The organism is Ilumatobacteraceae bacterium (genome assembly GCA_033344875.1).
Classification (GTDB): Bacteria; Actinomycetota; Acidimicrobiia; order Acidimicrobiales; family Ilumatobacteraceae; genus Ilumatobacter.
This window is the reverse complement of the sequence record JAWPMO010000001.1, coordinates 1922535-1934846: the sequence shown is the minus strand read 5'-3', so window position 1 is coordinate 1934846 and position 12312 is coordinate 1922535. Positions and strand designations below refer to the sequence as shown.

Genomic DNA, 12312 nt, shown 5'->3' with positions numbered 1-12312 from the left:
CCCGACACAGGAGAGCTGTATGACTGACTACGGAAAAGTGGTGGTCACCGGTGGCGCCGGTCTCATCGGATCCCACATCGTCGACCTGTTGGTCGCCGGTCGCGAGGAGGGGACGTACGGCGACATCGTCGTGTTCGACAACCTCACGCGGGGCCGCATGTCGAATCTCGCCGAGGCGATGGCCCGCGGGCCGGTCGAGGTCGTCGAAGGTGACATCCGCGATGTCGATGCCGTCGATGCGGTGATGGACGGTGCCGATCTCGTCTTCCACCTGGCGGCGATCCGGATCACTCACTGTGCGGAGGACCCACGCCTCGCCCACGAGGTGCTCGGTACCGGCACGTTCAACGTGGTCGATGCGGCGATGCGGGCCGAGGCGCGCAAGGTCGTCGCCTCCTCGAGCGCCTCGGTCTACGGACACGCCGACTCGTTCCCGACGACCGAGCGCCACCATCCGTACAACAACCGCACGTTGTATGGCGCACTCAAGGTCTACAACGAGGGTCTGCTGCGCTCGTATCGCGACATGTTCGGACTGCCGTACGTCGGTCTTCGCTACTTCAACGTCTACGGACCCCGCATGGACACGGTCGGCGTGTACACGGAGGTGCTGATCCGTTGGATGAACCGCATCACCGCCGGCGAAGCCCCGCTGATCTTCGGAGACGGCAAGCAGACGATGGACTTCATCTACGCGACCGACATCGCGCGGGCGAACATCCTCGCCGCCCAATCCGATGCCAACGATGAGATCTTCAACATCGCCAGCGCCACCGAAACCAGCCTGAACGACCTCGCCGCCGCCCTCACCGAGGTGATGGGTGGCGACCTCCTCCCCGAGTACGGCCCGGAGCGCTCGGTCAATCCGGTGCCGCGGCGTCTCGCCGACGTCTCGGCCGCCAAGGACCGATTGGGCTTCGAGGCCCAGATCGATCTGCACACCGGCCTCCGTGAACTCGTCGAGTGGTGGCGCATCAACGGAGACCCGACGTGACCGACACCTCGATCCGGAAGGTCCCGATCGCGAAGCCGGTGATGGGACAACCAGAGGCGGATGCCGCTCAACGCGTCATCCTGTCCGGCTGGGTGACGCAGGGCCCGGAGGTCGCCGCCTTCGAGTCGGAGTTCGCCGCCTTCACCTCGGCAGAGCACGCCACAGCCGTCTCGAACTGCACGACCGCACTCCATCTCGCACTGCTCGGGGTGGGGGTGGGGCCGGGCGACGAGGTCATCACCGTCAGCCACTCCTACATCGCCACCGCGAACTCGATCACGTACTGCGGTGCGACGCCAGTTTTCGTCGATGTCGACGCAGCGACGAAGAACATCGACCCGGCGCTGATCGAAGCAGCGATCACGCCGCGCACGAAGGCGATCCTGTGCGTGCACCAGATCGGACTCCCCTGCGACCTCGCCGGGCTGCTCGACGTGGCGAAGCGCAACGGACTGCCGCTGGTGGAGGATGCTGCATGCGCGATCGGCAGTGAGATCCTCTGGAACGGCGAATGGCAGCGTGTCGGGCGCCCACACGGCGACGTCGCCTGCTTCTCCTTCCACCCCCGCAAGGTGATGAGTACCGGTGACGGCGGCATGCTCACCACGAACGACCCGGAGCTCGATGCCCGCTTCAAGCTGCTGCGTCAGCACGGCATGTCGGTCAACGACCGCGTCCGTCACAGCGCCAACGAGGTGATCTTCGAAGAGCATTCGGTGATCGGCTTCAACTACCGGATGACCGACATCCAGGCTGCGGTCGGACGGGAGCAGCTCAAGCGGATGCCCGAGATCATCGCCCGCCGACGTGAGATCGCTGCCCGCTACAACGAGGCGTTCTCGGAGATCGACGGCGTCGAGCCGCCACACGAACCCGAGTGGGCGCGCACGAACTACCAGAGTTATCTCGTGCGGCTCCCGGACGGTGTCGAACAGCGAGCCTTCATGCAGGCGTTAATGGATCTCGGCGTGGCGTCACGTCGCGGGATCATGAACGCCCACCGGGAAGTTCCGTATGCCGGCGAGTACGACCTACCACTCTCGGAGTGGGCACAAGATCGTCACATCGTCCTGCCCCTCTACCCCACGATGGACGACGCCGACATCGATCACGTGATCGCCTCGGTCCGTTCCGTGGTCGCTCGCTGAGGCGACCGGTGGTCTCGACACGGCCCCAACTCGAGGAGATGCGCCGCAGCATCGACGCCGATCTGGATGAGGTCATCGGTCGGCCGAAGTCGGTGGCGTTGCTGATGTTCCCGTTCGACGGGAACGTCGGGAACCACATGATGTGGCTGGCGATCACCCGCTACCTCGCCGAGCGAGATGTCCGGGTCGGCTACTCGGCCCATGCCGGGAACCTCGACATCCCCGCGATGCGCCGCGCGATCGGAGACGATCCGGTGCTGTTCCTCGGTGGGGTGACGATGTCGAGCCTGTGGCCGGATCATCGAGAGGCCAAGCGGCGGGTCGCGGCAGAGTGCCCGCAGAACCGGATCGTGCAACTCACGTCGACGACGTTGTTCATCGACGACGATGATCGGGAAGCCGCTCGTCACGTCTTCGACGGCCACCCCGACGTCTCGATCCTCGCTCGAGATCCGAGCAGTGCTGAACAACTCGAGTCGCTCTACGACGGAGAGGTGCAGGTCCGTCTCTCACACGATTCGGCGTTCCGGCTCGGCGCACGCGAGTCGAAGATCGGCGAATCCGGTATCGGGTGGCTCGCCCGCAACGATGCCGAGCGTCTCGCCGCGGACGGCCCGAGCATCGAGACCTTCGACTGGCCGGAGATCTACGAGCCGATCCATCGAACCACGTATCTCGCGCTCCGCACCACGGGGCTGCTGTCGCGTCTCCGTGGGAGTCGCTCGGTCGGCGGGCGGTTGGGACGCCTCGTCAATGCCTCGATCAGTCGTGGATACGGCTGGGCATCAAGTCGTCTCGTCGACTACGGCGTCGACGTTCTGAGCACTCGGCACGTGCTCGTGACCGACCGGATGCATCCCCACGTGCTCGCTGTGATGATCGGCCAGCAGGTGGTGCTCCTCCCGGACAAGTTCGGCAAGAATCGTGCTGTGTTCGACTACTCGACCCAGCGGTTCCCGAATGTTCACTGGGCCGACGACGCCGACACCGCGCGAGAGATCGCCGACACCCTGATGGGAACCGACGCAACATGACCGTCAGCCCGATCACCGATCGGACACGCGCGAGGATGGCGCCATGATCACCCAACTCCGGCGACGCCTGGGCATCACGCGGGAACGTGTTGCACACGCACGGCTCCTGGCTGAGCGGACAGCGCTCGCGCTCCGCCCCGGCGAGCCATCAGCACGGACCAGGATCCTCTGCTACCACTCGGTGGGCCAACCCGAATACGGCGTCAACGACGTCACCGCCGATCGATTCCGCCGGCAGCTCGACCTGGCGCTGTCGCAGGGTCATCGATTCGTGCCCGCTGCCGACGCGGCGACTGGCGGCGGCTCAGCGAAGGATCTGGCGATCACCTTCGACGACGGTCTTCGCAGCGTCCTCGAGACAGCGGTTCCGATCCTGCACGAATTCGACGTACCCGCCACATGTTTCGTGGTGACGTCGTGGCTCGACCACGACCACCAGTGGCAACGCGACAAGACCCTCAGCTGGTCGGGCGTCCGCGAACTCGCGGACGCCGGGGTGGAGATCGGCAGCCACTCGCTGAGCCACCCCGACTTCAGCAGCATCACCGACGACGATGCTCGCCGCGAGATGGTGGAGTCCGGCCGACGCATCAGCGAGGAACTGGGCACGGTGGTCGACTCGTTCGCGATCCCGTTCGGTGTCGCTGCGACCTGGAGCGACGAACTGACGGCGATGGCCCACTCCGCCGGCTACCACCACGTGTACGCCCAGTCGGAAGACAAACGTCCGGCCGGGACGATTCCTCGAACGTTTATCACGTCGGTCGACAGCGATCGCCGCTTCACGGCTGCGCTGCACGGCGCCTATGACCGCTGGGAGGAGTGGAGCTGACTCGACCGGTCAGCTCGAACTCCGGGCGATGCTGCGAGGAACGCGCAGCACTCCTGCGATCGCCCCCGTCAAGCGCTCACCGAGGAGCGCGCGAACGCATGCGACCCAGATCCGCTTCGACGTGAGCGCAGGCACCGGGCATTCCCGAACCGCCGCCCAACACCGGCGAAGAGCTTCGCGTCGGGACCCCCCGTAGGCCTCGGTCACGGCGAACGCTCCGAAGTGTGCTCCGATCGCGCGCCGTGTGAGTCCTCCGGTCCCGAACCCAGCCCGCTCACCTTGCTCGCAGGCCTCGGTGACGACCTGGGCGATCTCGCGCAGGTTCAGCTGCGTCTTGGACGTCGTCATCTGGTCACCGTGGAGCCGCCACGAATGCCCACAAACTGCGGCGTAGGCCAGCCCACCCGTCCGGCTCAGGTCGAACCACAGGGCGAGATCAACCGGCATCGAGATGTCTCGGCGATACCCACCGACCGCATCGTAGGACGAGCGACGAATCACCGTTCCGGAGTGCGCCGGCCACACCCCGCGTGCCATCAGTATCTCGTCGAACGCGGCCTCTGGTCCGAGCACGGTGTCGTGTTCGAACGAGGCGTGCTGTGTGCTCTCCCCGGGCCGGATGATCTCGAACCCGGTGAAGCAATAGCCGACATCTGGGTGCTCGTCGAGCATCGCGACCTGACGCTCGAACGCATCGGGACGGACGACGAAGTCGTCGGCGGAGACCACGGCCACATACTCACCGGTCGACAACTCCTCGGTGCCCTGGACCAACGATCCGAGGAATCCGAGATTCTGCTCGTGGATGATCGGGCGGACCCGCGGGTCCGAGTAGCTCGTGATCAGCTCGACCGATCCGTCCGATGAGCAGTCGTCGATGACGAACAATTCGAAGTCCTCGAAGGTCTGGGCGAGGATCGAGTCGATGCATTCTGCGAGATAGTGACCGTAGTTGTAGTTGAGGATCGTGACCGAGAGGCGGGGGGCCATCCCGTCAGCGTAACTAAGCCGACCCCGACCCCTGAGAACACCGGTACAGGAGGCCGATTCTGATTGCGTCAGACATGTTGTGCGAGTACGGTTCGACCGAAGCGATGTACTGACAGCGAGCAGGTTTCATCCAGTGCTCGCTCGATGGTTCCCGTCGCCACGGCCCTCGGTCTGGTTTCAACAATCACGACCGCCGAGCGAGGGGACCCACCATGCCTGACCTTGTTTCTATTGACGCATCCACGTTCGATCTCGTCCACGATCTCATCGGGGACCTGTTCGGATTCAGCGCGAGCGAGGTGGTCGGCCTCCTCGCGCCGCCCTGGTCCGATCCGGAGACGTCACCCGGTTGGATCCTGCACGAAGATGATCGAGCCGTCGGGTTTCTCGGTGCAGTCACCGTCGACCGTCACATCGATGGGGAACCTTTTCGCTTCTGCAACTTGACCACGTGGTATGTCGAGCCCGAGCACCGTGGATCGAGCCTGGCGATGATGCGACCTCCGCTCCGGCTCGACGGTCACGTCGTGACCGACTTCAGCCCGTCCGTCGAGGCCGAACGCATCTCGCTACGGCTCGGCTTCCAGGAACTGGAAACATCGACACGCCTGTTCGAACCGGAGACCAAACAGTCGTCGACACTCACCGTCACGCCGGGCCATCTCGGAGTCCTCGGGGCGCTCGGCCCCACCGAACGGCAGATCGTCAGCGATCACCAGTGGATCCCGACGTGCCGGTGGTACGTCGCAAGAGACGGCGACGCCGCCTGCCTGATCGTCGCGAGCAAGAGCACCATCCACCGACGCCCGTACCTCCGTATCGACCACGTCAGCAATCCAGAACTCTTCGTCGAGCATGCCGACGGGATCGTGGCGACGATGCAGACGACCGAGGGTGTGAGCACCGTCTTCGCCGGCAATCGTTTCACCTGGTCACGTGGAGCCACCTGCGCACGGCTACTCCCGGATCGGACCGTCGCACTCGTCGCCAATCCCGGCAACCTCAACCCCGAGCAGATCGACAACCTCTACTCCGAGGTGATGTTGCTCGACATCACGACCGTTCCGAAGAGCCTGCCCCCCACCCGCGCCTACCAGGCTCGGCAGGCCGTTCAGATCGCGCTGTGGAGAATGCGTCAAGTGAAGAGAGCCGCCGGCCGATTGGTCACACGGAGGACAGAATGAATCACCCATCGCCCGACATGACCGACCCGGACTCGACGACGCCAGATGACGCGTCGACGACTGCCGTTGTCACCTCGTTCGTGACGCAACGCTTCCCAGCACTGCCCGACGATCTCGCCACCGGCGACTCGCTCCTCGAGTCCGGCGCTGTCGACTCCCTCGGCATGCTCGACATCGTGATGTTCGTCGAGGAGAAGTTCGACATCATGATCGACGACGACGAGTTGACCGCCGAGCACTTCGAGACGGTGGACTCCATCTCGCAACTCGTCGACAGCAAGCGTTCGTAGGTGACGTGCCCCGCCGCATGAACTACCTGCTGCATCATCTGCTGCAGGCCAGCGCTGCACGCGATCACTCTCAGGAAGCCATCGTTGCGGGGTCGGAGCGCCGAACGTACGGCGAAGCGGCCACCGCCTGTACCGCGTTGGCGAGTGGCCTGCGCTCCGCAGGCCTCCGACGCGGCGGTCGCGTCGGTGTGCTGCTGGAAGCAGGGATCGACCAGGCGATCTCGATCTTTGCTGCGAGTGAAGCGGGCGGAGTATTCGTCCCGATCCATGTCGGGCTCTTCCCGGATCAGGTCGGCCACATCATCGCCGACTGCGGCATGTCGGTCCTCATCACCGTGCGCGAGCGGCTCACCTCCCTCATCGAAGCAGACGTCGACCTGACGCCACTGTCCTCCATCGTCATGTGTGATGGTTCGGCCGCGGCCTTCAGCGCAGCGCTACCGGCCGTCGACCTCGACGAGGTCGCGGCGCACACCGCGAGCTCACTCACAGACGTCGCGATCGGCCGCGACCTTGCCGGGCTGATGTACACCTCCGGGTCGACGGGCAGGCCAAAGGGCGTCATGATCAGCCACGAACAGGTCCTCGCCGGATCGGCGATCGTGTCCGACTATCTCGGCATTCGGTCCGACGACCGGATCCTCGGCGTGCTCCCCTTCAGCTTCGATGCCGGATTGAACCAATTGATCACCGCGTTCGATCAAGGTGCGACCATTCTCCCGATGTCGTTCACGTTCGGGCGCGAGATCGTCAACGCGATCGAAAGCGAGCGGGTCACTGCGCTCGCCGGCGTCCCCACGCTGTGGCACCTCCTCGTGCATCCGCGATCAGGACTCGTCCAGAGCGACATGTCGAGCTTGCGGTACATCACCAACACGGGTGGACACATGCCGGCGTCGATCCTCGAACAGCTCCGACAAGCCCTGCCTCACACCCAGATCTTCCTGATGTACGGACTGACCGAGGCATTCCGCTCGACCTACCTGGACCCGGCGGAACTCGACCGACGCCCCGATTCGATGGGCAAGGCGATCCCGAACACCGAGATCCTCGTGCTCCGCCCCGACGGTACACGTTGTGACCCCGGGGAGGTCGGCGAGTTGGTCCATCGCGGCCCGACGGTCTCGCTGGGCTACTGGGGTCGTCCCGATCTCACGGCACAACGGCTCCGCACGCTCGACGACGGCGAGAACTCGCCGACGGCCCAGGAGCTCGTGTGCTTCTCGGGCGATCTGGTGCGAACCGACGACGAAGGCTTTCTCTACTTCGTCGGACGAGGCGACGCGATGATCAAGACGTCGGGTTACCGGGTCAGCCCGACCGAGGTCGAGTCGGTCGCCCTGTCCCACGACGCCGTCTCGGCTGCCGCGGCCGTCGGTGCCTCCGACGATGCGCTCGGGCAGACGATCGTGCTGTTCGTCGTCGCCGCTCCGTCAGCCGACGTGGTCGAAGCCGAGATCATCGCGCACGTGGCCGCTCATCGCCCGCCGCACATGGTGCCCCGTAGTGTTCGAGTCGTCTCGAGCCTGCCGCAGACCTCCACCGGCAAGGTCAACTATCCGGAGCTCAAGGCCAGAGCCGAGGAGACGTCATGAACGAACGAACCGCAGCCCTCGTCGCACGATGCTTCCCCGGCTCGTCGGACCAACTCGTACTCGACGGTGTCAGCGCCTCGGATCTGGTCCGTGAATTCGGGAGCCCCATCTATGCCTACTCCGCAGCGGGTCTGGAGCGCAGTTGGCTGGCGTTGCGCAACGCACTGCCGAACGAGATCGACATCTGCTATTCGATCAAGGCGAACCCACACCCCGCTGTCGTCGAGCGCCTCGTCTCCTTCGGTGCCCGCTTGGAGATCGCCTCGGCCGGCGAGCTGAACACCGTGATCGCCGCGGGCGGGGATCCGGCGAAGACGTTGTTCGCCGGACCGGGCAAGGCCCCCGAGGAACTCGCCGCTGCGATCGACCATGGGATCGCCGAGATCCATGTCGAATCCCTCCTCGAAGCGGAACGGCTCTCAGCGCTCGCCACCGAGCGCGGCGTGACGACCAGAGTTGCAGTCCGCGTCAATCCCGACAGCGAAGCCCAGGGCGGAGCGATGCGGATGGGTGGGCAGCCCGCACCGTTCGGCGTGGACGAAGAAGAACTCGACCACGTCGTCGCCGCACTCGAAAAATTGCCGGGCATCGAACTCGTCGGCGTCCACCTGTTCGCCGGCACCCAGATACTCTCGGCGGACGTCCTCATCGCCCAATACCGCAAAGCGATCGAGGTCGCGGTACGGGTCGGTGATCTGATCGGCCGGCCGCTCAGCACCGTCGACTTCGGCGGTGGCCTCGGCATCCCGTACTTCGACCGTGACCGGCAGCTGGATCTCGAGGCGCTACGGGTCGGTGTGACGGCGTTGATGGCCGACCGGCCGGCGGCGCTCGCCGAGACCCAGTTCCTCGTCGAGCCCGGCCGCTTCCTCGCCGGGGAAGCAGGTGTCTACCTGGCGACGGTCCGCGACGTGAAGCAGTCGCGCGGCTCCACATTCGTGATCATCGACGGCGGCATGCACCATCATCTGGCCGCGTCCGGCAATCTCGGGCAGGTGATCAAGCGGAACTACCCGATCGTCGCTGCCGATCACCTCCTCGCAGCGGACGCACCGCCGGCCCAACTCGTCGGGCCGCTGTGCACCCCGCTCGACACACTCGCCCGCGATCTCACCATTCCGGAGGTGCAACCCGGCGACGTGATCGCGGTACTCCAATCGGGTGCCTACGGTCGCAGTGCGAGCCCGATGGGGTTCCTCAGCCACCCGGGGCCGGCCGAAGTCTGGGTCGAAGGTGGTACGGCCCGCCTGATCCGTTCGGCAGGTACCGGTCACGACGGTTTGGCCGGCGTGATCGCCCCGTGAACCGAACGAGCAATCGATCGACTCGGAACGATCACCACTGAGGGTCGCCGGCGTCAGAGCGTTGCAGCCATCTTCCGGTACAACTCGATCCTGTCCGGAAAGAACCCTGCGCTGAGCGCCGTCCGACCGTGTTCGGTCCGGAGCTGCCCGCGGATGCCATCCAAGACGTCCGACCACTCGGCGCTGTTCTCCACCAGGTCTTTGAAGATCGCTATCTCGGCCCAGAACATGGGCGGCACCTGGTAGTCCGACATGAACCCGTTCTCGCCCTTCAGGAGGAACTTGAAGACGAGCGCATGCTTCGGCACGGTGGTCTTCGTGCGATGGAACCGCTTCGGATCGATCAGCAAGATGTCACCTGCCTTGACCGTGGGGGCATCGACGCGCTGCTCGTCGACCTCGTCTCGAGACCGGGTCAGACGCTTTCGCGTCCGATAGTTGGTGAACACGAAATCCTCGTCGTTCGCCGAGACCGAATGGAAGTCGACATCGGCGCCAGCGTTCATGTCGTCGATGAACGACAACGGGCTCTCGATCTCGCCTGGCGAGAGCAGGATCCAAGCGTTCACACAACGGGCGAACGTGAACAACTCGGTGTCCATGTGCCAGGGAGCGCCGAACGACTCGTCCGAGTACAGGTAGAAGTCGTTCAGGTAGAAGACCTGTTCCCCGAGCGTTTCGTCGATGCACCGATGCACCTTTTGGTAGACGGGGGAGGCGAGATCATCGAGCATCACGTAGCTGGGGATCGGATCGTCACGTCGCATCGCTCGCTGACACGCCTGCTTCAAGGCGACGAGGTCATCGTCCGCCAGAACGTTCTCGAGGAGCGCGCACGTCTGCAATGACTCGACCATCGTGCGGGACCGTAGCAGACCAGGTCAGAGGGCATTCGGCGTGGGACGAGTCACCCGACCAGCACGCCTCGCTGTAGTGTCGGCAACATGGTCAGCGAGTGCGAATGCCGTCCGTTGAGGACTCGCGTGCTCCGCGCCGGTGACCGACGCCATGCAGAACTGGGGTCGGTATGAGCCTCGGTGTCTCCCTGTGCATCACCTCCGGTGGGCGCCCCGATCTGCTGCGCGAGACGCTCCGATCGCTCCTGCCGTACAACGGCAAGTTCTTCGACCAGGTACTCGTGACGAACGACCGAGGCGACGCCGCGACCGACGAGGTCGTGCGTCAGGAGATCGACGACGTCGTCCTGCTCACCTCCGAATCCCCGATCGGTCAGCACCGCTCGATCGACAAGCTCTACTCGCTGGTCGAGACCCCGTACGTCTTCCACTGCGAGGACGACTGGGCCTTCGATCCCGTCGAGTTCATCCCACACCTGCACGCAGCGCTGGAGGCAACTCCGGACGCGAGTGGCATCTGGGCACGCCAGACAGGTTCGATCCAGACCCACCTGGATCGAGCGCGGGTGTTCCAGCCTCCCGTCCACCACGGAGGTGCCGCCTTCGTGCAGTACGAGGAGAGCGACCCCTGGAGCGGGTACTCGTTCAGCCCTCACCTGCTGCGCGTGAGCAATTGGCGAGACATCGGGCCGTACGAGCACCTGTCGACCGAAGGCGCGGTGAACGCCGCGTACCTCGAGCACGGTCTCAAGCGATGGTTCCTCGTTCCCGGTGTGTACTACCACCTCGGTGACGAACGGCACCTCGACGACCCGCTGAATCCGCTCCCGTCGATGTCTTCAGGTCTTCTGCACCGGATACGTCGCCGCCTCGGGCGGTGACCGCGCGACCACCGGCCACCGAACCACCTCGCCCGGTACGTCCGTCCGGCTTCGATAGGGTGGCCGACACAGCAGCGGGAGGCTACTTGGACCAGCGATACTTCGGCCAACTCAACGGGTTGCGGGCAATCGCTGTGTTGGCCGTCATCGCCACGCACACCGTCGACGTCTACCACCGGCCTTGGGTCGTGTGGGGCGAGGAAGGCGTCACCTTGTTCTTCGCGATCAGCGGGTTCCTGATCACCGGCATCCTGCTCGACGCCCGAGGGTCGGCCGCATCGACGGACACGTCGACCGGCACCGTGTTGCGAGCGTTCTACATCCGGAGATTCCTCAGGATCTTCCCGATCTACTACGCAACGATCTTCGTCGCTGCGCTCTTGAACTTCGACGGGGTGCGGGCCGGCTTCTGGTGGTACCTCACCTACACGTCGAACTGGTACATCGCTTTCGACGAGCAGTGGAACGTCGCCACCCACGCCTGGTCGCTCGCGGTCGAGGAACAGTTCTACCTGTTCTGGCCGCTCGTGATCCTGCTCGTGCCCCGCAGGGCACTCCCCTGGGTGATCGGCGCGATGGTCGCCGTGGGCCCGGTCACACGTGGCGTGCTCGTCACGGCGACGGACATGTGGCGGCCCGGTATCGACATCATCACCCCGTCGACGTTCGATGCTCTCGGCCTCGGGGCGGCGTTGGCCTGGGCGTGGCGCTCGGAGCACGGCGCGTCGCTGTTCGTCCGCTGGTGCGGCATCGCCGGCGTCGCGTTGCTCGCCGTCAATCGGATCGCAGCCTTCAACGATGCCGACACCATCGCCGGCGTCACCAGGATGTCCATCCCCTTGATCTGCATCGTCGTAGTCCACGCCGCGTGTCGAGGTGTCCCAGGTCCGATCGGGAGGTTCCTGGAATCGACCCCGATGACACACATCGGGGTCGTCAGCTACGGGATGTATCTCCTCCATCCGTTCATCGAACAGTCGGCTCGAACGGCGGGCGACAAGGTGGGGGTCTCGGTGCCCGAGTACGGGGTGGTCCTCTTCGTCGCGGTGACCATGGTGACGGTCCTCGCATCGACCGCCTCGTGGCGACTCTTCGAGGCGCCGATCAACCGCCGCAAGGTGCACCATCCCTATGTTCCCGCGGCTCATCGGGCCGACGGTGAACCGGTTACGACTCGACCCACCAACTGACCCCGCCGTCCAG

12 protein-coding genes are annotated in these 12312 nt (G+C 65.0%); 10 read left to right on the top strand and 2 right to left on the bottom strand.

From position 1 onward, the window contains the following. Window positions 1-19 precede the first annotated feature (19 nt). From R8G01_09205 to R8G01_09190, 4 genes are read left to right on the top strand one after another with little or no spacing between them, the layout of a single operon-like run. Entirely contained in the window at window positions 20-994 is a 975-nt protein-coding gene (locus R8G01_09205; protein ID MDW3214160.1) for an NAD-dependent epimerase/dehydratase family protein, read from the top strand. Continuing rightward, window positions 991-2142, top strand: coding sequence for a DegT/DnrJ/EryC1/StrS family aminotransferase (locus tag R8G01_09200; protein MDW3214159.1), 1152 nt, complete (start codon window positions 991-993; stop codon window positions 2140-2142). Before R8G01_09205 ends, R8G01_09200 begins: the two co-directional genes overlap by 4 nt. 38 nt (window positions 2143-2180) lie before the next feature. After that, entirely contained in the window at window positions 2181-3176 is a 996-nt protein-coding gene (locus R8G01_09195) for a polysaccharide pyruvyl transferase family protein (GenBank protein MDW3214158.1), read from the top strand. Window positions 3177-3219: 43 nt separating this feature from the next. After that, window positions 3220-4008: a polysaccharide deacetylase family protein gene (locus R8G01_09190; protein ID MDW3214157.1), complete on the top strand. Its 789-nt coding sequence runs from the start codon at window positions 3220-3222 to the stop codon at window positions 4006-4008. Window positions 4009-4017: 9 nt separating this feature from the next. On the opposite strand, the gene R8G01_09185 is transcribed toward R8G01_09190, so the two are convergent. Next, complete coding sequence (locus R8G01_09185; GenBank protein ID MDW3214156.1) at window positions 4018-4998, bottom strand: glycosyltransferase family 2 protein; 981 nt, start codon at window positions 4996-4998, stop codon at window positions 4018-4020. 212 nt (window positions 4999-5210) lie between these two features. On the opposite strand from R8G01_09185, the gene R8G01_09180 reads away from it, so the two are divergent. The 4 genes from R8G01_09180 to R8G01_09165 are packed head-to-tail and all read left to right on the top strand — an operon-like array spanning window position 5211 to window position 9371. Further along, on the top strand, window positions 5211-6182 hold the full coding sequence (locus R8G01_09180) for a hypothetical protein (protein MDW3214155.1): 972 nt from the start codon (window positions 5211-5213) through the stop codon (window positions 6180-6182). Then, window positions 6179-6472 carry an acyl carrier protein gene (locus R8G01_09175; protein MDW3214154.1) on the top strand — a complete coding sequence of 98 codons (294 nt, stop codon included), beginning with the start codon at window positions 6179-6181 and terminating at the stop codon, window positions 6470-6472. Before R8G01_09180 ends, R8G01_09175 begins: the two co-directional genes overlap by 4 nt. Before the next feature lie 17 nt (window positions 6473-6489). Next, on the top strand, window positions 6490-8067 hold the full coding sequence (locus R8G01_09170) for an acyl-CoA ligase (AMP-forming), exosortase A system-associated (protein MDW3214153.1): 1578 nt from the start codon (window positions 6490-6492) through the stop codon (window positions 8065-8067). After that, window positions 8064-9371, top strand: a complete 1308-nt coding sequence (locus tag R8G01_09165; protein MDW3214152.1) for a type III PLP-dependent enzyme — start codon at window positions 8064-8066, stop codon at window positions 9369-9371. Before R8G01_09170 ends, R8G01_09165 begins: the two co-directional genes overlap by 4 nt. A 53-nt stretch (window positions 9372-9424) precedes the next feature. On the opposite strand, the gene R8G01_09160 is transcribed toward R8G01_09165, so the two are convergent. Beyond that, a complete protein-coding gene (locus R8G01_09160; GenBank protein ID MDW3214151.1) occupies window positions 9425-10228 on the bottom strand; it encodes a phytanoyl-CoA dioxygenase family protein in 804 nt (267 codons plus the stop codon). Between the two features lie 170 nt (window positions 10229-10398). Here R8G01_09160 and R8G01_09155 point away from each other — a divergent pair, with 170 nt between their 5' ends. Beyond that, window positions 10399-11109, top strand: coding sequence for a hypothetical protein (locus R8G01_09155; protein ID MDW3214150.1), 711 nt, complete (start codon window positions 10399-10401; stop codon window positions 11107-11109). Between the two features lie 86 nt (window positions 11110-11195). Next, window positions 11196-12299, top strand: a complete 1104-nt coding sequence (locus R8G01_09150; GenBank protein ID MDW3214149.1) for an acyltransferase — start codon at window positions 11196-11198, stop codon at window positions 12297-12299. The last annotated feature ends 13 nt before the right edge of the window (window positions 12300-12312 follow it).